General features: G+C 43.5%; 23 protein-coding genes and 2 riboswitches. Of the genes, 14 read left to right on the top strand and 9 right to left on the bottom strand.

From position 1 onward, the window contains the following. Window positions 1-7: 7 nt before the first annotated feature. A complete protein-coding gene (isp, locus tag LJF29_RS08470) occupies window positions 8-967 on the bottom strand; it encodes a serine protease Isp (RefSeq protein ID WP_024121126.1) in 960 nt (319 codons plus the stop codon). A gap of 222 nt (window positions 968-1,189) precedes the next feature. Here isp and rsbRB point away from each other — a divergent pair, with 222 nt between their 5' ends. Further along, window positions 1,190-2,023 carry an RsbT co-antagonist RsbRB gene (gene rsbRB / locus LJF29_RS08475; protein WP_010333964.1) on the top strand — a complete coding sequence of 278 codons (834 nt, stop codon included), beginning with the start codon at window positions 1,190-1,192 and terminating at the stop codon, window positions 2,021-2,023. A gap of 32 nt (window positions 2,024-2,055) precedes the next feature. On the opposite strand, the gene LJF29_RS08480 is transcribed toward rsbRB, so the two are convergent. From LJF29_RS08480 to LJF29_RS08495, 4 genes are read right to left on the bottom strand one after another with little or no spacing between them, the layout of a single operon-like run. After that, window positions 2,056-2,820 (bottom strand): CbiQ family ECF transporter T component, encoded by a 765-nt coding sequence (locus tag LJF29_RS08480; RefSeq protein WP_229148023.1) that lies wholly within the window; start codon window positions 2,818-2,820, stop codon window positions 2,056-2,058. Continuing rightward, window positions 2,795-4,438, bottom strand: coding sequence for an ABC transporter ATP-binding protein (locus LJF29_RS08485; RefSeq protein ID WP_229148024.1), 1,644 nt, complete (start codon window positions 4,436-4,438; stop codon window positions 2,795-2,797). Before LJF29_RS08485 ends, LJF29_RS08480 begins: the two co-directional genes overlap by 26 nt. Further along, the gene (locus LJF29_RS08490) at window positions 4,425-5,024 is read right to left on the bottom strand and encodes an ECF transporter S component (protein ID WP_168747579.1); all 600 of its coding nucleotides are present in this window, start codon (window positions 5,022-5,024) and stop codon (window positions 4,425-4,427) included. Before LJF29_RS08490 ends, LJF29_RS08485 begins: the two co-directional genes overlap by 14 nt. Next, a complete protein-coding gene (locus tag LJF29_RS08495; protein WP_229148025.1) occupies window positions 5,021-5,626 on the bottom strand; it encodes a Ykof family thiamine-binding protein in 606 nt (201 codons plus the stop codon). Before LJF29_RS08495 ends, LJF29_RS08490 begins: the two co-directional genes overlap by 4 nt. Before the next feature lie 96 nt (window positions 5,627-5,722). After that, window positions 5,723-5,834: riboswitch (TPP riboswitch) on the bottom strand. 101 nt (window positions 5,835-5,935) lie between these two features. Between LJF29_RS08495 and ykoG the strand changes: the two genes are divergently transcribed. The 7 genes from ykoG (at window position 5,936) to mgtE (ending at window position 11,349) form a co-directional block, all read left to right on the top strand. Continuing rightward, window positions 5,936-6,622, top strand: a complete 687-nt coding sequence (ykoG, locus tag LJF29_RS08500; RefSeq protein ID WP_229148026.1) for a two-component system response regulator YkoG — start codon at window positions 5,936-5,938, stop codon at window positions 6,620-6,622. Window positions 6,623-6,625: 3 nt separating this feature from the next. Then, complete coding sequence (locus tag LJF29_RS08505; RefSeq protein WP_229148028.1) at window positions 6,626-7,990, top strand: sensor histidine kinase; 1,365 nt, start codon at window positions 6,626-6,628, stop codon at window positions 7,988-7,990. Further along, on the top strand, window positions 7,987-8,664 hold the full coding sequence (locus tag LJF29_RS08510; protein WP_229148030.1) for a PepSY domain-containing protein: 678 nt from the start codon (window positions 7,987-7,989) through the stop codon (window positions 8,662-8,664). Before LJF29_RS08505 ends, LJF29_RS08510 begins: the two co-directional genes overlap by 4 nt. 93 nt (window positions 8,665-8,757) lie before the next feature. Further along, entirely contained in the window at window positions 8,758-9,270 is a 513-nt protein-coding gene (locus tag LJF29_RS08515) for a PepSY domain-containing protein (protein ID WP_229148031.1), read from the top strand. A 76-nt stretch (window positions 9,271-9,346) separates the two neighbouring features. Then, window positions 9,347-9,484, top strand: a complete 138-nt coding sequence (locus LJF29_RS08520) for a transcriptional regulator SplA domain-containing protein (RefSeq protein ID WP_003218541.1) — start codon at window positions 9,347-9,349, stop codon at window positions 9,482-9,484. Between the two features lie 109 nt (window positions 9,485-9,593). Further along, window positions 9,594-9,759: riboswitch (M-box (ykoK) riboswitch) on the top strand. 94 nt (window positions 9,760-9,853) lie between these two features. Beyond that, entirely contained in the window at window positions 9,854-9,976 is a 123-nt protein-coding gene (locus tag LJF29_RS21170; protein WP_267495994.1) for a hypothetical protein, read from the top strand. Window positions 9,977-9,993: 17 nt separating this feature from the next. Continuing rightward, on the top strand, window positions 9,994-11,349 hold the full coding sequence (mgtE, locus tag LJF29_RS08525) for a magnesium transporter (protein WP_229148032.1): 1,356 nt from the start codon (window positions 9,994-9,996) through the stop codon (window positions 11,347-11,349). A 43-nt stretch (window positions 11,350-11,392) separates the two neighbouring features. Here mgtE and tnrA read toward each other — a convergent pair whose 3' ends face one another. Further along, the gene (gene tnrA, locus LJF29_RS08530; RefSeq protein ID WP_003239028.1) at window positions 11,393-11,725 is read right to left on the bottom strand and encodes a MerR family transcriptional regulator TnrA; all 333 of its coding nucleotides are present in this window, start codon (window positions 11,723-11,725) and stop codon (window positions 11,393-11,395) included. Window positions 11,726-11,917: 192 nt separating this feature from the next. On the opposite strand from tnrA, the gene LJF29_RS08535 reads away from it, so the two are divergent. The 3 genes from LJF29_RS08535 (at window position 11,918) to LJF29_RS08545 (ending at window position 12,943) form a co-directional block, all read left to right on the top strand. Further along, window positions 11,918-12,073 carry a hypothetical protein gene (locus LJF29_RS08535; protein WP_229148034.1) on the top strand — a complete coding sequence of 52 codons (156 nt, stop codon included), beginning with the start codon at window positions 11,918-11,920 and terminating at the stop codon, window positions 12,071-12,073. An 87-nt stretch (window positions 12,074-12,160) separates the two neighbouring features. After that, complete coding sequence (locus LJF29_RS08540; RefSeq protein ID WP_010333975.1) at window positions 12,161-12,343, top strand: hypothetical protein; 183 nt, start codon at window positions 12,161-12,163, stop codon at window positions 12,341-12,343. A gap of 135 nt (window positions 12,344-12,478) precedes the next feature. Next, on the top strand, window positions 12,479-12,943 hold the full coding sequence (locus LJF29_RS08545; RefSeq protein ID WP_229148035.1) for a MarR family winged helix-turn-helix transcriptional regulator: 465 nt from the start codon (window positions 12,479-12,481) through the stop codon (window positions 12,941-12,943). 17 nt (window positions 12,944-12,960) lie between these two features. On the opposite strand, the gene LJF29_RS08550 is transcribed toward LJF29_RS08545, so the two are convergent. Then, window positions 12,961-14,082 carry an MGDG synthase family glycosyltransferase gene (locus LJF29_RS08550; protein ID WP_229148036.1) on the bottom strand — a complete coding sequence of 374 codons (1,122 nt, stop codon included), beginning with the start codon at window positions 14,080-14,082 and terminating at the stop codon, window positions 12,961-12,963. 92 nt (window positions 14,083-14,174) lie between these two features. Between LJF29_RS08550 and LJF29_RS08555 the strand changes: the two genes are divergently transcribed. Continuing rightward, entirely contained in the window at window positions 14,175-14,726 is a 552-nt protein-coding gene (locus LJF29_RS08555; RefSeq protein WP_168747586.1) for a YkoP family protein, read from the top strand. Between the two features lie 22 nt (window positions 14,727-14,748). On the opposite strand, the gene LJF29_RS08560 is transcribed toward LJF29_RS08555, so the two are convergent. Continuing rightward, window positions 14,749-15,522 (bottom strand): metallophosphoesterase, encoded by a 774-nt coding sequence (locus LJF29_RS08560; protein WP_229148177.1) that lies wholly within the window; start codon window positions 15,520-15,522, stop codon window positions 14,749-14,751. 238 nt (window positions 15,523-15,760) lie between these two features. On the opposite strand from LJF29_RS08560, the gene LJF29_RS08565 reads away from it, so the two are divergent. Then, the gene (locus LJF29_RS08565) at window positions 15,761-17,452 is read left to right on the top strand and encodes a DUF6044 family protein (protein ID WP_229148037.1); all 1,692 of its coding nucleotides are present in this window, start codon (window positions 15,761-15,763) and stop codon (window positions 17,450-17,452) included. Window positions 17,453-17,464: 12 nt separating this feature from the next. Next, on the top strand, window positions 17,465-18,478 hold the full coding sequence (locus LJF29_RS08570; RefSeq protein ID WP_229148038.1) for a glycosyltransferase family 2 protein: 1,014 nt from the start codon (window positions 17,465-17,467) through the stop codon (window positions 18,476-18,478). Window positions 18,479-18,505: 27 nt separating this feature from the next. On the opposite strand, the gene LJF29_RS08575 is transcribed toward LJF29_RS08570, so the two are convergent. Further along, window positions 18,506-20,341: a DNA ligase D gene (locus LJF29_RS08575; protein ID WP_229148040.1), complete on the bottom strand. Its 1,836-nt coding sequence runs from the start codon at window positions 20,339-20,341 to the stop codon at window positions 18,506-18,508. Between the last annotated feature and the right edge of the window lie 3 nt (window positions 20,342-20,344).

Below are 20,344 nucleotides of genomic sequence, written 5' to 3' on the forward strand. Positions count from 1 at the left end.
AATAATATTATAGGGTCAGTAAATGTGACTGCTCTGCTTTCTCCGACAGCTCATCAGGAGCAGTTAAATACAGGAATCCATTCCCCGCCAATGTTTTTGCGATATCGAGCGGAAGTGTCCTGCGGATCAGCTGCGCATAAAGCTCAGATTCAGAAAGCTCTCTTTGAAAAGATTCTTCTTCAAAGCTTTTAATTAAAGCAAGCGCTCCGCTGACATGAGGGGCAGCCATTGAAGTGCCCGTCAGCTTCCCGTATTTCTTGTTGGGAAGAGTGGATAAAATGTTTTCACCAGGTGCAACAAGATCAATTTCTTTGTTAGCGTTTGAAAATTCTGACGATTCTCGCGCTACGGAAACAGAACCAACCGCAATCACATCATTATACGCAGCAGGATAGGAAAGCTCCTCTGTGCGTTCATCGCCGTCACCTTCATTTCCCGCTGCGCAAACGACAAGCACTCCGTTTTTGACGGCATTTTTGACCGCTTCCTCCAGTTCAGGCACATCGCTCGGTCCGCCAAGGGACATTGAGATGATATCAGCCTTTTGCTCAACAGCATAGTTAATGCCGTTAATAATCCATTCGTACTTCCCGCTGCCGTTTTCACCGCCAAGCACCTTTACAATTAAAAGGCTTGCCTCAGGCGCGACTCCGGCGATGCCGCCGTTTGAATCGTTAGCCGCAATCGTTCCGGCAACGTGAGTGCCGTGTCCGTTGTAGTCGGAAATGGCATCTTCCTTGCCGCCGTCATCATCTGTGAAATTCTTGCCGCCGATGATTTGGTTTTTCAGATCGGGATGGCTTGTATCACAGCCGGTGTCCAATACAGCAATTTTTACATCTTTGCCTTTAACCCCTTTTGCCCACACTTCTGGCGCCTTAATCACTTTAATACCCTCAGGAAGCTCGTTCACATCCATGATCTGCTCATTCGTCACATACGGGATCAAGCGGATTTCACCATTCATAAAAAAGCCCTCCTTTTTTATGCCTGCAAGTGGATACAAGGGTGTTATCTCACATTATATGAAAAAAACAGCCGCTCGGACAGAGTCGTTTGAAGCATTTTGAAAAAATAGGATACAATCCAATGGATTAGTCATTTTCAAAATAATGGGTGGGTTTAGCGTGTATGACTGGGATTCAGCTGTCAGTCAAGTTATAATAGAAGCTGGGAAAGGAGCAGTGTGATGAAACTGAATGAAAAAATATTTGCATTTTTTTCTGAGCATGTAGAACAAATGGCCGAGGAATGGATTGACACAATGGAGGAAAGCGATCCGAATTCAATTTATGCCTTACATAATGCAACTGTAACCGAGGAGCTGAAAGAGCAGGACAGAGAGTTCTACCGGCATCTGAATTACATGTATGTTTTACCGGAAAAACAATTTCTCGATGAATTTCAACAATGGGTTATTGAGCTGACGAATGATCAAAAACATCTCGATACCCCGGTGCAATACGTCATCCGTGAGTTTATGAGAAACCGAAGATTATATACGAAGTATTTTGAGAAATTCGCAAAAGAAAACGAGTCGGCATTTGGACCGGGAGAAAAACAAAAATGGGCTAATTTGATTGTGAAAGTTTTTGATTTTACCATTTATACATTCGTCGATCACGCTGAATCGAATGCAAAACAGCAATTAAATGCCCAGAGAGAAATGATACTGGAATTAAGTTCGCCTGTCATTACTCTGAGCAAAACGACAGCTCTGCTGCCGCTTGTCGGTGATATTGATACTGAACGGGCAAAGTTTATTCTCGAGAACACGCTTAGTGCATGTGCGAAAAGACGCATTGAGCATCTGTTAATCGATCTTTCAGGTGTCGTGGTTGTTGATACAATGGTGGCGCATCAAATCTTTAAATTGATTGAGGCGCTTACTTTAATCGGTGTCAGATCCACATTGTCTGGAATCAGGCCAGAAATCGCGCAAACCGCTGTACAGCTTGGTATTGATTTTACGAACATTAATATTAAAACCAATCTTGCCCAAGCATTGAACTATCATCAATAATGAGAAAGCCGCTATTCAACATAGCGGCTTTTTTATGAGGTAAAACATAAAGACACAAGAAAAGATCCTGCGAATAACAAGAGAACGATGAAAAAGAACAGCCAGTCGCGCGGGCTGACGGTAAGCGACCGGTAATACGTCCGGTTTCGGCTGCCTGTAAATCCTTTTGATTCCATCGCAAGAGCTGTTCGTTCCGCTTTTCTGATCGCACTTGCTAATAGCGGGATTGTATAGCGCTTTAACGCGCTTATTTTTTCTTTTAAGCCATTTTCCGCCGCCCCGCCTCGGATTTTATGTGCCTGCTGGATCAGCTGGACCTCCTCTTTTAACAGTGGGAGAAAACGAAATCCGGCAATGACGCCATACGCGAGCTTCGGGGACAGCTTACACTGTTGCACAAGACTCAGCATAAATAAAATCGGATCGGTTGTAAAAACAAACATCATTGATAAGGCAGAAAAGCACAAAATCCGAAACCCGAGCGAGATGCCGACAGCCACATTTTCACTGTTGATCGAAAAAGGGCCGGCTTGGAACAGAATATTATCTGCAGTCGTGGGAATTTTGCCGAAAACAGCGGCTGTCCATACGCAGCCGAATGCTAAAATCAAAAACGGAATCGTGAACAAAAGCCATTTTTTCAGCGGTATTCTGGCCGCAAACAGGACACCCGCAACAATTATGATATAAAAGCACGCCGGTGTGTAAGGATTGTAAATAAACGACAGCATGACGACACAGCAAAAAACCGCCGCTGCTTTTACTGCCGGGTTAATGAGATGTAACGGCTGCTTCATCACGCACCTCCTGCTGGTATGTCATCCATTCATATCGAAGGGGGAGGGTGAGCTTTGCTTTTTGGACGAGCTCGGCTTCCTTAGAAAATAATTGTTCCGGTGTTCCGTCAAAGGCCAAATGTGTGTCGTGAAGCACAAGCACGCTGTCAGCATATGAAGATACAAGCTCCATATCGTGTGTGATCATAAGAACAGCGGTGCCTTCTGCCTGGATATGCTGAATCATCTCCATACATTCAGCCACTGTTTTGGCGTCTTGCCCAAAGGTCGGTTCGTCTAAAAGCAAGACCTTTACATCATGCATCAGCATGGTAGCGACACTCAGCCGCCGTTTTTGCCCTTGGCTGATCGCAAACGGATGGTGGTCCGCCAAATGTGCTAGACCGAAGCGTTGCAGCAGATTCTGCGCTCTTTTCTCGGTTTCGGCATTTGCCGTATGGCCGAACAGCAGCTCATCATATACTGTATCAGTCACAAACTGGTGCTCTGGATTTTGGAAAACAAACCCCAATTGTTTACGAAGCTCTTTTTCTTTGTAAGACTCCAGCGGCTTATCATGCAGAAGAATCTTGCCGCTATTCGCTTTGAGCAAACGTGCGAGAACAGATAGCAGCGTAGATTTTCCTGTGCCGTTTGGCCCGACAAGTGCCGTCAAAGAGCCTGCACGCAATGAAAAACTGATGTCTTTGAAAATGGTCTGCTGTCCTCTTGAAAACGATAAGTTCTTGACCTGCACTGCATGTTCAGCAGAAAGAACCACAGCTTCTTCAGTATGCCCAGCAGGAAAGGGTTCCTTGAACAGCGTTTCCTTTGACAATGTAAACGGGATAATCACATTTTCTTGTAAGTCACAAATTTTTGGCACAGCGATTCCCATTGATCTTAACATGTTTGAGTGATGCTGAAACATATCCGTAGTCGGCCCGTCTAAGGCTTTCTTGCCTGCTCCATCCAGTACGATTGTTCTTTCAACCCAAGGCGCCCACTCATCAAGCTGATGTTCGATGACGAGAAGGCCGAAGCCTTTTTCCTGCTGAAGCTCTTTGATCATTTGAACGAATTCCCGCGCTGAATAAGGATCTAAAAGGGAAGTCGGTTCATCCAGAATAATGAGATCAGGCTCCATCGCCAAAATACAGGCGAGCGCGACTTTTTGCTTCAGTCCCCCTGACAGAGTAGAAATTGTGCTTTTCTTTAAATGAGAGATGTGTAATTTATCCAGAACCGCATCAATTTTCTTTGCCATTTCTTCTTGAGGAATTTGCAAATTTTCCAATCCGAAGGCGATTTCGTCCTCCACTGTCAGCATACAAAACTGCTGATCAGGGTCCTGAAAGACGACTCCGACATGCTGAGCGATCGTTTCAGAGGTTTCATCATCAGTGATCGGTTTTTGAAATAAGAATACATGCCCGGACAGCACCCCGTCACAAGCTTCGGGGTAAAGCCCGTTTAAACAGAGGGCAAGCGAGCTTTTTCCGCACCCGCTCGGCCCTAACAATAAAGCGCATTCTCCTTTTAGGAGCTCAAACGTTATCTCTTGAAAAATCGGTTTCTCGTTTTCTTCATATGAAAAACGAAGCCGGTCAATCGAAAGTAACGTATTATAGGCTTGCATGATTTGATACCCGTTTCCGTTTCTTTTTCAGTTCCTTTCCCAGCGCCATTCCGTTTAAGACGCCCGTATACGCGAGAGAATCGCTGACAGCTTTTCCGAGAAGTCCGGCCAGAACCGCACCTGAAACGAGACGGATCACAAGCATAATAAGCAGGTAGCCTGGTGAATACGCCGCATAACCGGAAACAAAGAGATCATAAATAAAGCTGGCCACCGAAGACCCCATACCCGCCAGAAGCAGCACAGGAAGGGAATATGCTTTCCAGCGTGTCGCAAGAAATACTGCTTCCGCTCCGAGACCTTGAACAACGCCGATCACGATAACCATCGGGCCTGAAGGATTTCCCAGCAAACATTCAACGAGAGCTGCGATGACTTCAGATACAAGGGCAGCCCCCGGTTTGCGAATGATGTACGCAGCAATCACCGACACGATAAACCAAATGCCGTATATCGGTTCATAAGCGATGGGCCCGAACATCCCTGCAAGTACGTTTCCAAAATGAGTGAATACTAAATAAACAATGGCAAAAACAATACTGATTACAGACATGATGACAATTTCTTTTACTTTCCAGCTTTTCATTTTATCCCTGCTTTCTGTTTTCTTGATGGACTGTTTGCCGAGAAGTTCACGGTCATTGTGACGTGTGTTGTTTGCTGATTTGCCATGCGGAAAGCGGCTTCCAGCGTTCGGAACACGTCGTGTGCATCTCCGTCTAGCTCACTTGCGTAATGAACACCCTGTACAAAGGTGCCGTCAGCCTTAGCGATTTCAACAGCTTTCATGATGATGTCCATATAATCCGGCTCATTCATCGGATAAAGTGCAAATTGGCATGGAGCCTCTGCTTTCAGGGTATGGACAAATTCTTCGTTGACACGCTTTTCATCTGCTGTCAGAAATGTATCTCCTTGTGTATCGCCGGGGCAGCCGATGGAAAACGTCCCGTTCATAACGATGTGTTTTTCGCTATTTGCTGCATAAAGGTAGATGGCTTTGGCGGCGTCGAATACATGCTCGATCGATCCGCGCAAAACTGTGCTGATATGATCGGTTTGTGTCCAAACCTTTGACGTATCGGTTTTTTTCAGCGCAGACTTGATCACACTGATAAAATCATCCGTCATTGGGTATAAAGAGAACCGAAAACCGGCGATTCTGCTTGTACCGCATAAGTTGTCCATTTCTCTGACCTCCTGTTTTTTTGGTAAAATAAAAAACTGCATATCCTTAGGGAATATGCAGTCATAGATCGAGTAAGCGCACGAAAAAATACACCTTTCGGTCAACCTGCACTTCCCCACGCTGGTATTATCCAGATCGGGTCATAAGGGATCAAAGCGCGTTTGTTCGCGCTTTATCTCAGCCATAACAGCACCCCTAGTGCTTTCCGTATACAATTTTTTATTTTGACATCATAATAGATGATAAGAATCATTTTGTAAACAATGAAATCATTTTTTTCATATAGGAACATGAGAGGATGAGCGGATTTGGAAAAAGGGCACATATTAATTGTGGAAGATGAAGAAAAAATCGCCAGGGTCCTTCAGCTTGAATTGGAATATGAAGGATACAGCGTGACCATCAAACATAATGGCACTGAAGGGCTTGACGCGGCCGCCGAAGGTTCGTATTCCCTGCTGCTGCTTGATGTCATGCTGCCTGGGATGAGCGGGCTTGAAGTGCTGCGCCGGCTGAGGAAAACAGATCAAGGAACACCGGTTATTTTATTAACCGCCCGCGACAGCATTCCAGATAAGGTAACAGGGCTGGACATCGGTGCGAATGACTATATCACCAAGCCGTTTGAAATTGAAGAATTGCTTGCTAGAATCCGAGCGGCACTTCGCCAAACCGGAAGCAAAACAGAGGTTATCGGCACATTTTTGACATATGACGATTTGCAAGTAAACGAGAAAACACGTGAAGTCAGACGGGGAGACAAAGAGGTTGAATTAACGCCTCGGGAATTTGATTTGCTCGTCTATATGCTGAAGCATCCGCAACAAGTGCTGACGAGGGAGCAAATTCTCAGCTCTGTATGGGGGTTTGATTACATCGGTGATACAAATGTCGTCGACGTGTACATAAGGTATATCAGAAAAAAATTGGACTATCCTTACGAAAAACAGCTGATTCATACTGTGCGCGGAGTCGGCTATACCATTAAGGGGTAAATGATGAAGCTGAAGACTAAGATTCATCTTTATACATCTATTTGGCTGTTGATTTTATTAATGTTGGTCCATACTGCGGTCTATCTCATTTTTTCATCGGCACTCACCTCAAAGGATGCAGCCCGTCTTGCCGATGAAACGGACAATATCGCCGAAGCTCTTCATACCGCCGAAACACAAGGAGTGGCTCTGCAGGATATGCTGCAGGCGTATCTTCAGGCAAACGGAATGGTACGGATAGTGAATGCGGATCAGAAAGCCGTTATGACCATCACCAAGGAAAAAGCATATAAAGACTTCCCTCTTACTTTTCACAGCGGAGAAACGACAGACGTGACAAAGCATAAAGGCAAACTGTTTGCAGCAGCAGCTGTCCCTGTCATTTGGACAGATGGACAAGTCGTATCTCTTCAGCTCGTGGAAAGGCTGGAGCATACAGAAGAAAGTCTTTTTCTGCTAAAAATTATTTTAATTGCGGCCAGCGCAGCGGTCTGTATCGCTTCCTTCTTTGCCGGCAGCTTACTCGCCCGCCACATCATCAATCCAATCAGACAATTGGTGACAACGATGAAAGACATCCAGAGAGAAAAAGCATTCAAAACAATTTCTCTAAAAGGACAGTCGCACGACGAATTATACCAAATGGGGCTGACTTTTAATGAGATGGCGAGCATGCTGAAAGAGCACTACGACAAACAGCAGCAATTCGTCCAAGACGCTTCACACGAGCTGAAAACCCCGCTCACCATTATTGAAAGCTACAGCAATCTAATGAAACGCTGGGGGGCAAAAAGGCCAGAAGTGCTTGAGGAATCCATTGAAGCCATTCATTCGGAAGCGATCCATATGAAAAAACTGACCAATCAGCTGCTTACGCTGGCCAAGAGCCATAAAGAACTGGAGCTTGATCTGAAAACGGTTGACCTGATTGAAATGTCGCGCGCCGTCATACAAACACTCCAGCCGGTTTATAAACGCGACATTTTTCTCGAGACGGGCAAAGAGCATTTGCTCGTAACGGCAGATGAAGAACGCATAAAGCAGCTGCTGACGATTTTGCTTGATAATGCCATAAAGTATAGTGACAAGGGCATTGTGATTTCCGCAGGAACCAAAAACAGCCGGCCGTTTTTGTCTGTAAGGGATGAAGGAATCGGCATACCTGAGGAGCATCTCCCGCACCTGTTTGAACGTTTTTACCGGGCGGATGAGGCGCGTAACCGCAAAACAGGCGGAACGGGTTTAGGTCTATCCATTGCGAAACATATTGCCGATGAGCATGGCATTGACCTGTCTGTAAAAAGCAAACCGGGACAGGGAACAAATGTCACAATGCAATTTAGAGAACAGAATGGGGGAGCGCTATGACAAAACGTATGAAAACAGGAGCGGCGGCGGCAACCGTTTTAGCTATTGTCATCTGCGCGGTTCTTATCATTCAGCAGACTCATGAGGACGTGCTGTCAAAGGAGGCAGTCATAAAAAAAGTAGAAGCCTCCTATGAAGGCGACATCACAAAAGTGACGCGATCCAATGATAAAAAAACCTATGATATGACTCTGGAAAATCCAAAAGGAATTTATTTTCTGAAAGCTGATGCTAAATCGGGTGACATATTGTCAATGAACAGAGTGAAAGAGACGAACACATCTGACATGACAGAAAAAGAAGCTGAGCAGCTTGCTCTGGTGCGGGTGCCGGGCACCGTCAAAAAACACACGCGAAAACACGGTATTGTGTTGTATACCATTCAAAAAAATAATGGGGAAACATACGAAGTGAAGGTAGATATAAAAGCAAAAGCGGTGGTGTCCGCTGATAAAATCAGCAGCAAAGACAAACAAAAGACAACAATTTCGGAAAAAGAGGCAAAAGCCATCGCAGAGCGTGAAGCTGGAGGAAAAGCGGATGACGCCGATTTGGAAGAAAGCGAAGGCACTCTCTTGTTTGAAGTAGATGTTGATCTCCCGAATGACAAGGAAGCTACAGTGAAAATAAACGCCTATACCGGCAAAGTTTCTAATATTATCTATGAAGACTAATGGTTTTCTCATCAAATTCTCATCTTTCTCTCGTTTTCCTTTCATGTTGAGTGTGTAAACTGAACTCATAACAAAACAAGGGAGGAATCACATATGCTGAAGAAAAGATGGATGATAGGCATATTAGCAGGTTGTTTAGCGGCCGGAGGGTTCAGCTACAACGCGCTTGCGAAAGAAAATAATGAACATACACAGTCTGTTTCTGGAACTGGCGGACTTATTGAACAAGAAGCGGAGTCCATTGCCAAAACAGTTGTTGACGGAACAGTGGATGACATCGACAGAGACATCTATAACGGCAAAGAAGCCTATGAAGTTGAAATCGAAAAAGACGGCGAAGATTATGATGTTTATGTGGATATTAAGACCAAACAAGCTCTCAATGACCCGTTAAAAGAGAAAAAAGAGCAAGTTGTTTTGACAAAAGAAGAAGCAGAACAGATTGCTCTAAAGCAAACAGCTGGAACCGTCACAGAAAGCAAGCTGGATGAAGACGATGGTGCGTACATCTACGAAATTGAGGTTCAAACGAAACAAGGGACTGAAGCAGAATTTGACATCTCTGCAAAGGACGGACGTATAATTAAACAGGAATTAGACGACTAACCCCGCACACGCGGGGTTTTTTTTATGATAACGAACGGTTTTTTGGAGAATCTAATGAGTAAAGGAGGCGAAGCGCATGGAAAAGAAAGAAGAACAATACATCAATCAGGCTGAGTATGTTCCACATCCGACGAAGGAAGGGGAGTACGCCTTATTTCTTCATGAAACCTATCATTTGCTTTCTGAAGATGATGAAACGCAAACAACAGAATAAGGGCTTATGGCCCTTATTTTATTTCTTCTGATGAGGTGTAAACGCATTAATAACTTTTTTAAGTTGACATAGCTTGTTTTTTTCTGTAATCTCAGTGTGTCAATTCAATTACGAACTTCGTTAGGTGAGGCTCCTGTATGGAGATACGCTGCTGCCCAAAAATGTCCAAAGACGCCAATGGGTCAACAGAAATCATCGACATAAGGTGATTTTTAATGCAGCTGGATATTGCTCCTATGCCATACAGTGCTAAAGCTCTACGATTGAAGGCGCCCGCACGCTTTTTTTGCCGTGCTTCTTTCCCCTTCAATCCAGAAGGCTTTTTTTATGCCTTGAAAACAAATGCTGAACAAAAAGGAGGTGCGGAGTATGGATTCTCCCCATTCGAGTCAATCTGAAGAAGTACCCATATACTATGACAGCGAGACAATTGATCACACGATGAGGAGACGATCTGCCGCACCTTCTGGCGAGGCCGGCACGTCTCCGTAGAGGAGGTACGAGTCCCAATGGTTCAAAACATGACCTATGACGAACTCATTTTACGCATCATTATATTATTGCGAGACGGAAAAATCAGGGATTTCAGAAGTGTTATTGATGAGCTTCAGCCCTATGATATGGCGTTTATTTTTAAAGAAATGCCGGAAAAACACCGCGCCCGCTATTTATCTTATTTAACTGTTGATGATATTACTGATATGATCGGCGAACTGGAACGGGAATTTCAGCTAGCCGTCTTAAATAAAGTCGGAAAAACAAAAGCAACACTCGCGATGAACAAAATGGACAACGATGACCTCGCTCAATTGCTTGAAGAAATGGATGAAGAACTGAAGGAACAGCTTTTATCCAGCATGGAGGCCTCAGAGTCAAAAGCCGTTCAGCTCCTTATGAATTACCCGGCTGATTCAGCGGGGCGCATGATGACCAACCGTTATGTGTGGATTCCTCAGCATTACACGGTAAAAGACGCGGTCGTCAAACTAAAAAGTTTCGCGGAAATCGCAGAGTCTATCAACTACTTATATGTCATAAATGACAGTAAGCAGCTTGTCGGCGTTCTGTCATATCGCGATTTGATTCTCGGGGAACCGGAAGAAAAGGTGCAAGACTTGATGTTTACCCGTGTCATCGCAGCAGACGCGCTTCAAGATCAGGAAGAAGTGGCGCGGCTGATTGAGCGTTACGATTTCTTAGCGATTCCGATCGTGGAAGAAAACAATGTGCTTGTCGGGATCGTGACGGTCGATGATATCATCGATGTCGTTATTCGGGAAGCCGATGAGGATTACGAAAAATTCGCAGCTTCAGGTAAAGCCATTACCTTCGATACAAATGCATATGTTGCAGCATACCGCCGCCTTCCATGGCTGATCCTGCTCTTGTTCATTGGGCTGATTTCAGGCAGCATCATGAGCTATTTTGAAGATACGCTGAAGCAGGTCGTGGCGCTGGCATTCTTTATGCCGATGGTGTCAGGGATGACAGGGAATACAGGAACACAGTCTCTCGCGGTTGTCATCAGAGGTTTATCTAAAGAAGAAATGAATAAAAAAACGATTATGAAACTGATTTTTCGGGAACTCAGAACGAGTATTTATATCGGTGCGGTCTGCTCTGTCTTAATTACGGTAATCGCCATCATATGGCAGGGGAATGTGCTTTTAGGATTTGTTGTCGGCTCTTCACTGCTGCTGACCTTGATTATCGGCACGATGTCCGGAACAATCATCCCTATTATTCTGCACAGGCTGAATGTAGACCCGGCCATTGCGTCAGGCCCGCTCATTACGACGCTAAATGATATCTTGTCTTTATTAATTTATTTTGGTATTGCAACTGCATTCATTCACTCATTATAAACGATAAAAGTCCGTCTCAGATTGCGAGGCGGACTTTTATCGTTTATCGGTTTTTGTACCTAAAGTGAGCATTAAGCTGCCCCTCCAGCATTTTTTTCCGCACTTGCGGATCGTTTTTTACCATTTGTTCTTTTTTGCGCATATCTTTTAAAATTTCAGCCGTCTGCACGCCGTCTTCGCGTTTGTTGGCGATATCCATCAGCCGCTCGACATCTGCAAAAGAATATTTTCTCGTGCCCCTTGAAGAACGCTGCGGATAAATCAGCTTACGCTCCTCATAATACCTGATCTGTCTTACGGACAATCCTGTCAATTCACTGACAATCCCAATTGAAATCACTTTTTTGTCTTTATAAGAATGATCTTCTGTGGTCATTTTTCCACCCCTGGATGTCTTTTGATAATAGTATATAAAAAACATAGAGAAAAAACCTGACGCTTGTTATATTTTCTAACATGAAATAACAGATTTTTGAAAAAATACGGCAGAAAAATTAACAAGAATGATGCGTAACCGATAAACGCGCTTTATCCTATATGTAAAGATTAGAGAGGAGGAAGGATAAGCATGGAGGAAGAAAAAGCGGTCTCATTGGCAAAGGAAATAATCGAGTTGGATATGAAACGGGATGAAATGCTTGAAACGTTTATGCAGCTTGCCGGAGAACATGCTTTTCAGCTTTTAAGATCAGTTCAAAACGGACTTTACCGAAAATCTTTGTAAACATAAATTCTTTACACTAGATTCATACCACGTTCATTTAAAAAGAGTATCTTATGAAAAGGATACCTCAAAATGAAGGAGGACGCTATGAGTAATTTATTGAAATCAGCATTAGAAAAAGAACGAAGCCATTATTCAGAAAAACTCTTTCAAATCGGAGTTTATAATAAAGAAGTAATGAACAAAATGACACTTTCTGAATTGCGAAAGGAATACGCATATTTCTTTCGCAGCATTCCATATCACCAAAAAAATCCTTATACAAAATAACGTATAAGGATTTTTTTGTTTCCTGAAAAGGAATTTCTCGAATTATAGCGAATAAAAATAATAAGGGCATTAAACTCTTATTATATGTAAGGGTTTTCATTATTTTTTTATAAAAATTCTATATACGGGGTAGATATGATGAGATTATCGTTTAACGAAGAAGAAGTTGAGCGTGCGATGAATTTGTACAGGGTTTTTGCAAGGGCTTTCAAAAGTGTGTCTGAACACAGCATCCGTGACAGCAAAGAGCACGGCTTCAATCCCACAGAATTTGCCGTACTGGAACTTTTGTATACGAGAGGCCCGCAAAAATTACAGCAAATTGGGTCGAGACTTCTGCTTGTAAGCGGAAACGTCACATATGTCATTGACAAGCTAGAAAGAAACGGGTTTTTAGTCAGGGAGCAGGACCCGAAAGATAAACGCTCTGTTTACGCGCATCTCACCGATAAAGGGGATGAGTATTTGGATAAGATCTATCCAATTCATGCGCTCCGTATAGCGAGAGCGTTTTCAGGCCTTTCGTCTGATGAGCAGGACCAGCTGATCCTCCTGCTGAAGAAAGCTGGCATCCACAGCCAGCATTTACTGTTTCGTTAGCCATTTCACACTCTCTTTCAGGAGAGTGTTTTTTTATATTCACATTCATCTAATATCCTGTTTAAAACCTCCTCAATCTTCAGGTCGCACATTTGGCCAAGATACCTGCTGATACGCTTTTCTGCTGCTGCCCGCTCATTTGATTGAAAAAATGCGGAAATGCGCTCTTCTGCCCGCTTCATATCCCAGTTTCTTATATCTGTAACAAGCTGCCGTTCTTTTAACAGGTTCACATTCATTTCCTCCTGGCCCGGCAGCGCATGATAGATAAATACCGGAAGCCTTTTCTTTAAGCATTCACTGATGGTTACGCCTCCTGGCTTTGTCATGACGCCTGAGGCCTCTGCGTACAGCCGGTTCATTTCTGCTTTGCTGTGAAGGTAAGGGATCGCCTCAATAAAAGGATGTTGTAAACTTTTAACATAGCGGTAGAGCTTTTCGTTTCTGCCGCATAATATTTTGTATAAGATATTTCCGCCTGGCGACAGCTCCTGAACCAGCTTAAAAATACCTCCGACTCCCATACTGCCGCCTGTGATCATGACAGTATAAGGCGGACGATGCTGACAGGTGTCTGCGGTTCCTGTTTCAAAAGCCCGGTGAACGGGAATGCCGGTCATAAATATTTTTTCCTGGTTGATTCCTTCGGACATGAGCTGCTTCTTAATATCCATAATCGGGACAAAGTGGTAGTCAATGTTCTCCCGCCCCCATACTTGATTCACAAAAAAATCCGTGTATACATTTACGATGGCCATGTTTGGATATTCCGGTTTTAGCCGGTTCAGCAGGTAAGAAGGCAGGGCATGCGTACAGAAGGCGATATCAGGCTGTTTTTCTTTGAGAATCTGTCTCATGCTTTGCATAAACAGCCATTCATACATGGCATAGCGTCTGACCTTCTTACAATCTCTGCAAGCGAGAAGCTTGTATATTCCGCTGTACGTTTTCGGAACATATTGAATCCATTTTAAATAAGCTGAGGAGGACAGTTTTTCTAAGCGTTTATACGTATGAGAGAAGATATCGATTTTTTCTGAATGCAGCCCTTTAGATTCCAGATCAGTCTTCAAGGTATCAGCGACATGATGATGCCCGGTGGAAATACTTAAAAAAGGAAAAATGAGAATGTTTGTCATGTCTGTCCCCCTTAAAAATATGCCAACTATATTTTGGGGAGAATCATCACAAAATATAAGGGTGTTTTTTTGCTGATAAGGAAGGTGAAGAGATGAAAACCTGTTTCCTTTCCATTTGGAGAGTGATTGACCCAATTTATTTCTTTTTTTCGAGGCTGACCTTGATTGATGATGAGCAAAAATGCGTCTTTCGAGTCAGACTGACAAAATACAAAGGACATCATGTCGTGCTGAGTGACGGAACCCATATAAGAAAAAACGATGTGCTCGTTAAAATCCATCTGCACAACATCAAGCTGGTCAGAGAGCTGCAAAGCATTGAAAGCGCGGTCAGAAAAGGAATCATCATTTATCAAAAAGTATATCAATCAATGCCGATGCTGCTGGAGTATATCAACAATCATAAAAAAAGCGAAAAAATCAAAGGAATCATTGGCATTACAATGCTTGATAAAGGGGTAGAAAGGCTCGGCTTTGACGTGGTAACCCCGGTCAATCCTTTTTACAGATCTTTTAAAAAAATTACCCATATGCCAATCTTATATTTAACGGCAAAGCCAGTGAGCTTGCGGAATTTACCGAATTCATCCTATTTGTTTATCTCGAAAGAAAAGCTTCAGCACACCTATCAAACAAAAGACTGATGCCATGGTCAGCTCAGTCTTTTTAAATTTGATGGAAAGTCACTTCCGGGCGGCTTCCTACACGGATATTAACGCCAGTTTGTCCTAAACCTTCACTGATATAAAACGGTTTATCGTGGTGATAATGAAGGCCTTTAATCATATTCATGCGTACAAGCTTGCCCATTTTCACCAAATGATACGGCTTTGGCCAGTGGATTTGCCCTCCATGAAAATGGCCTGATAACAGGTAGTCAAAATGAATATCTTCCATCTCTAATATAATGTTCGGATCATGTGTCAGTACAAGGTGATAGCCATTCTCCAGACCTTTATAAGAGTTTGTGATTCTACTGCGATTCGTACTGTAATCGTCAATGCCGATAATATTAACAGGTCCTGCATCAGTATTGATGTGAACATGTTCATTTTGAAGCGTCATGCATCCATTTTCCTCGAGCACTCGCTTTAATCTTAGAAAGTCCTTTTCTTTTAATACATAATCATGGTTGCCAAACACCGCGTACATGCCATAGGCAGGCTTCAGTTTTTGCAATGCCTGCAAGTAGCCGGCCAGCTTTGGGATATTTCGTTTCCGGTCCAGAAAATCTCCGGTAAGAGCAATGATGTCTACAGGTTGATTATTTGTTAAACGATACAGCTCATCAGGCGATACAGAAATATTTTCTAAATGAAGATCCGATAAATGAAGGATATTCAGTTTTTTTCTTGCTGGAAGGCCGTCTTGCTGATCAATTGAAATCGTGTTGACCTTCACATCTTTTGTGTTGCGGTTTGCTTTATATATAAATGGCATAACAGCCAGTATGACCAATGAAAGTAAGATGGACACATGTATCCCCTCCCTTCTACCAGTATAGTAAGTGGTCCAGCCTTATGGAAAGCGGGAATTAATGGGTTGAAGACCAGTTTGAAAAATGCAGAAAGGATTGACATTTGATGAATGTTTTAGAAGGGAAAAGGGATAATAAATTTTGACACGTGAGGCAGATCATGCCCGATAGAAGTCAGAATAACAGATGGATGTGTTAGGGATGTTACGATTAAGACGACACAAAAAAGAAACCTATTATCTTTTGATGGCTTTATTTCTCCTTTTGCTGTATGTGTCCCCGCTTTTTATTTTAAAGGAAGATGCCCATATTCGCGTACACGATAATTTGGATTCTAATATCGCGTGGTATAAGGTGCTGGCCGACAGCGGAGAAATCATCGGCAAAGTGGATGCGGCCATTCCGCAAATCATTAACGGACTGCCCCGGGATGCGTTCGGCACCGAGTGGAGTGGAATTGTTTGGCTGCACGCGTTGTTTTCTTCTATGACCGCCTATGCGGTAAGCCAGACCATTACGAGAGTTGTCGCTTTTTTCGGAATGTATGTGCTGCTGAAGAAACATGTGATTCCGGAGCAGAAAGCGGCATTGATCCGAATTGGCGTATCGCTCGCATTTGCCTTAACGCCTTTTTGGCCTTCTGGAATGCTGAGCACGCTTGGATACCCTTTGGCGCTGTGGGCTTTTTTGAATATCCGAAAAGGGGATATCTCATGGAGAGAATGGCTGACGCTCGGTTTGCTGCCGCTGTATTCAAGCTTTGTATTAGGCTTCTTCTTTTTCTTGGCTGGGATGGCATGCTTCTGGCTGTATGATGTCATCACAAAAAGAAAATGGAATTTCATTTTTTTAGGCAGCATCGCTTTTATGACAAGTATTTATCTTTTTGTCGAGTACCGGCTTGTCTATTCAATGGTGATCTCACACGCGCCGATGCACCGGATTGAATTTATTTCATCAAGGCATGATGTATGGCACTCTCTGCGTTTATCCGTCAAAAACTTTGTCTACGGCCATAACCATGTCATGACAGTTCATACCGTTGTGATTCTTCCGATCTTATTACTCGTATTTTTTGCTGTGCTGTTCAAACGAAATCGGACAAGGGAAGAAAACGTTTATCTTTTTCTCTGCGTGCTGAATTATGCGCTTTCACTGTGGTATGCGTTTTGGTTCAACAAAATATGGGCTGTTCCAAAACAGAAATTTGCATTTTTAGCCGAATTCAATTTTGCCCGTTTTCATTTTTTGCGCCCGCTGGTGATCTATATGAGTTTTGCGCTCGCTTTGTACCTCATTTGGCGAATGGGGAAGAAGTGGCAATGGCTCGTATATGCTGCAGTTACTGCGCAGCTGATGGTGCTGGCGCCTTTTAATGAGGAGTATACGTATGGCATTCACTACAACGCGCCGACATTTCGCGAATTTTACGCGTCAGACCAATTCCAAGAGATTAAGGAGTATATCGGGCGCCCGCAAGATTCGTACAGGGTGGCGAGTATCGGTCTGCATCCGTCTATTGCCCAGTACAACGGCTTTTACACCTTAGATACATATAACAACCTGTACCCGCTCTCATATAAATATGAATTTAGAAAAATCATTGAAAAAGAGCTCGAAAAAAACGCCCAATTGAAACGGTACTTTGATGAATGGGGGAGCCGCTGCTATCTGTTCGTCGATGAGCTTGGCAAACGATATGACTTTAAAAAGAATTCAAAGAAAACAATCAATCATCTTGAATTAAATACAGATGTGTTTAAACAAATGGGCGGACGATATATTTTTTCTTCGGTTCCCATCATGAACGCTGATCAAAACCACCTGGCGCTCGTGAAAACATTTGACCATAAAGACTCCGCCTGGCGCATTTATTTATATGAAACAAAATAAGGAGGATATCGATTGAAACAGCCACAGCCAGTGTTAACCATCGTCGTTCCGTGTTTCAATGAAGAGGAAGTATTTAAAGAGACAAGCCGTCAGCTGACGGAGGTTGTAAACAGCTTAATGGAAGAAAAAATGATATCAGAAGACAGTAAAATTTTATTTGTTGATGACGGCAGCAAAGACCGCACCTGGTCTTTGATTGCCATGGAAAGCGTGAAAAACAAGAAGGTAACCGGATTAAAATTAGCCTGCAATGTCGGACATCAAAAAGCGCTTTTAGCAGGGCTGCATAAAGCAAAGCAAAAATCAGACTGCGTGATTTCGATTGATGCCGATCTGCAGGATGATATCTCTGTTATCAGGGAATTTATGCTGAAATATCACGATGGTTTTGAAATTGTTTACGGCGTGCGCCGATGCCGGAAAACCGACACCTTTTTCAAGCGCACGACGGCTACAGGGTTTTACCGGCTCATGAATAAGCTTGGGATTAAGTTAATTTACAATCATGCCGATTTTCGTTTAATGAATAAAAGGGCGCTTGAAGAACTCGCGCGCTATCCGGAAGCCAATTTGTTTTTAAGGGGCATCGTTCCTTTGATCGGGTTCAGATCAGCCGAAGTCTTGTATGACCGCAAAGAACGCTTTGCCGGTAAAACGAAATATCCGCTGAAAAAGATGCTTTCATTCGCTTTTAACGGAATCACATCCTTCAGCGTGGCCCCGATTCGCTTTTTTACGCTTTTGGGTTTTCTATTATTTTTGGTAAGCGCCATGGCGGGGGTTGGCGCAGTCATTCAAAAAATGCTCGGACACACAAATGCAGGCTGGGCGTCTCTCATCATCTCCATTTGGTTTCTGGGCGGGTTGCAGCTCATGGGAATCGGAATTATCGGCGAATATATCGGAACGATTTTTTCTGAGGTGAAAAGACGGCCGAAATATGCGGTTGATATCGATTTGTATAATGAGCCCTTAAGCCCGCTCCAGCGGCAGGAAAGTGAACGTTTGGAGAAAAAATACAGCTGAAATAACACAAAGAGCTGACCGAATAAGTCAGCTCTTTTTCTTCAGCTGATTCAAAATAGCGGCAAGAGGTTCATCCTGCGGATTGCGGTAAAATTCATAAAACGGGCATCCGTGTTTCTTGACCCGGTCAACGACGGTATCGATCGTATACATCGCCGGTGTCAAAGATGGCTGCACCTCGTGCCAATAGAGCGGCGCCGCTACGGTGCCAAGCTCGTTTCCCCTGGTGGAATAGGGACAGATAATCGTTTTTCCTTCAGCATGCTGCAAATAATCAAGATACAATTTTCCATGCCTGTTTTTGATCAAGCGTTCGGTTGTAAATAGCTCCGGAAATGCATTGGTACAATATTCGGCAATCAGCTGTGTAAATTGGCGTGTGTCCTCGTACGTAAATGCTTCTGGTGACAAGGGAATGTAAAGCTGAATCCCCTTGTTGCCGGAAAGCTTAGGATACGATGTGATGCCGAAGGATTCGAAGAGCTGTTTAAGTTCATTTGCTGCCTGAACAGCCATTAGAAAGTCATCCCGGGACGGGGGATCTAAATCAATGACAATCTCTGCCGGCCTTCTGCTTGCAATCGTTTGAAAAGGAACATGTAACTCCAAAGCGAGCTGATTGGCAAGCCACAATAAGGTAGACAGGTCCTTACAGACCACATGTTCATGGTTCCCGTCAAAAAAGGATTGGACAAAGTCCGGCGTATAATCAGGCTTATTTTTTTGGAAAAAGGATTCACCCCTTGATCCGTGCGGATACCGAATAACCGTGACAGCACGATCTTTGAGAAACGGGAACAGATAGTCGCTGATTTCAATCATATACTGGATGAAATCTTCTTTTGTTTTTTTATGCTTTTCAAATATGATTTTATCCAGGCTTGTAAACTGCAGTTTTGGATGAACCGGCTTTGAGCGGCGCACGAGCTGTGCAAAGGTGCAGTCGGTCCAGTCCATATGAAATTGAAATTTGACAAACGAAACCTCTCTTAGCGTGCCTTGTAAAATCGTTAAGTACTGAACAGTAGCGCAGATCGATGGTTCGAGTGTGTATTCACCTGATGATGTTTTTTGTCCGTGCTGTTCCATAATTGCGCGTATGGCATTTTTTTCTTCCTCGCTCATTCCGTGTGATACAGAGGCGACAGGCGTCATTACACCGTTTTTTAACACAGAAACCGTCAGAAATCCATTGTGAGGATTAAATCCTGTGATACAAACATCGGCATGTTTAAAGTTTTTGTATTTCAGCCAATCAGATGACCGTTTTTTTTCGATCCATTTGCTGTTGATTTTTTTCACTACAATTCCCTCTCCGTCATACTTTATAACCTTCTCCCAAATTGGATCGAAGTGCTGGTGGGAGGGGATATACTGAATGGTTTCCTTTGCGTAAGGATTTGGTTCAGCCGGGAGCTTTGCAGCAGACATCAGCTCATGCAGCGATGTTTTTCGGTCAATATAGGAATGAGTGGATACATCTTGTCCGCTTCGTTCCAAAAGGTCAAATGCGAGAAAGCAGCAAGGCCGAGAGTTTGCGGATTCCTGTATCTTATCCGGCCTTTTCAAGCGTCCCCGCACTTGAATATGTTCAAAATCTGAACGGAATGGATTTGCCAAAAAAACGATTTCTCCATCAAGTGTTAACGGAAGTTCCTTTTTTATATGCTGAAAAGCAGTTTCGGCGAATATAGAAATTTCAGGGAAGGTACTGTTAAGCTCTAAACCATTTCTGCTCGTTAATGTCACACCTGACGAATTAATGCGGAGAATACAGCGAAACCCGTCATATTTTACTTCGTAACGCCATTCCGCTCCTTTTGGAGGTGAAGAAGTAAGGACGGGCTGCATGGTAAACGCCATTGG

It is taken from the genome of Bacillus sp. LBG-1-113, assembly GCF_020708615.1.
Classification (GTDB): domain Bacteria; phylum Bacillota; class Bacilli; order Bacillales; family Bacillaceae; genus Bacillus; species Bacillus mojavensis.

Excerpts from the sequence above, each read along its gene's own strand:
- isp (WP_024121126.1), bottom strand. The coding sequence starts at position 967 with ATGAATGGTGAAATCCGCTTGATCCCGTATGTGACGAATGAGCAGATC.
- rsbRB (WP_010333964.1), top strand. The coding sequence starts at position 1,190 with ATGAAACTGAATGAAAAAATATTTGCATTTTTTTCTGAGCATGTAGAA.
- LJF29_RS08480 (WP_229148023.1), bottom strand. The coding sequence starts at position 2,820 with ATGAAGCAGCCGTTACATCTCATTAACCCGGCAGTAAAAGCAGCGGCG.
- LJF29_RS08485 (WP_229148024.1), bottom strand. The coding sequence starts at position 4,438 with ATGCAAGCCTATAATACGTTACTTTCGATTGACCGGCTTCGTTTTTCA.
- LJF29_RS08490 (WP_168747579.1), bottom strand. The coding sequence starts at position 5,024 with ATGAAAAGCTGGAAAGTAAAAGAAATTGTCATCATGTCTGTAATCAGT.
- LJF29_RS08495 (WP_229148025.1), bottom strand. The coding sequence starts at position 5,626 with ATGGACAACTTATGCGGTACAAGCAGAATCGCCGGTTTTCGGTTCTCT.
- LJF29_RS08505 (WP_229148028.1), top strand. The coding sequence starts at position 6,626 with ATGAAGCTGAAGACTAAGATTCATCTTTATACATCTATTTGGCTGTTG.
- LJF29_RS08510 (WP_229148030.1), top strand. The coding sequence starts at position 7,987 with ATGACAAAACGTATGAAAACAGGAGCGGCGGCGGCAACCGTTTTAGCT.
- LJF29_RS08515 (WP_229148031.1), top strand. The coding sequence starts at position 8,758 with ATGCTGAAGAAAAGATGGATGATAGGCATATTAGCAGGTTGTTTAGCG.
- LJF29_RS08520 (WP_003218541.1), top strand. The coding sequence starts at position 9,347 with ATGGAAAAGAAAGAAGAACAATACATCAATCAGGCTGAGTATGTTCCA.
- LJF29_RS21170 (WP_267495994.1), top strand. The coding sequence starts at position 9,854 with ATGGATTCTCCCCATTCGAGTCAATCTGAAGAAGTACCCATATACTAT.
- mgtE (WP_229148032.1), top strand. The coding sequence starts at position 9,994 with ATGGTTCAAAACATGACCTATGACGAACTCATTTTACGCATCATTATA.
- tnrA (WP_003239028.1), bottom strand. The coding sequence starts at position 11,725 with ATGACCACAGAAGATCATTCTTATAAAGACAAAAAAGTGATTTCAATT.
- LJF29_RS08535 (WP_229148034.1), top strand. The coding sequence starts at position 11,918 with ATGGAGGAAGAAAAAGCGGTCTCATTGGCAAAGGAAATAATCGAGTTG.
- LJF29_RS08540 (WP_010333975.1), top strand. The coding sequence starts at position 12,161 with ATGAGTAATTTATTGAAATCAGCATTAGAAAAAGAACGAAGCCATTAT.
- LJF29_RS08545 (WP_229148035.1), top strand. The coding sequence starts at position 12,479 with ATGATGAGATTATCGTTTAACGAAGAAGAAGTTGAGCGTGCGATGAAT.
- LJF29_RS08550 (WP_229148036.1), bottom strand. The coding sequence starts at position 14,082 with ATGACAAACATTCTCATTTTTCCTTTTTTAAGTATTTCCACCGGGCAT.
- LJF29_RS08555 (WP_168747586.1), top strand. The coding sequence starts at position 14,175 with ATGAAAACCTGTTTCCTTTCCATTTGGAGAGTGATTGACCCAATTTAT.
- LJF29_RS08560 (WP_229148177.1), bottom strand. The coding sequence starts at position 15,522 with ATGCCATTTATATATAAAGCAAACCGCAACACAAAAGATGTGAAGGTC.
- LJF29_RS08565 (WP_229148037.1), top strand. The coding sequence starts at position 15,761 with ATGTTACGATTAAGACGACACAAAAAAGAAACCTATTATCTTTTGATG.
- LJF29_RS08575 (WP_229148040.1), bottom strand. The coding sequence starts at position 20,341 with ATGGCGTTTACCATGCAGCCCGTCCTTACTTCTTCACCTCCAAAAGGA.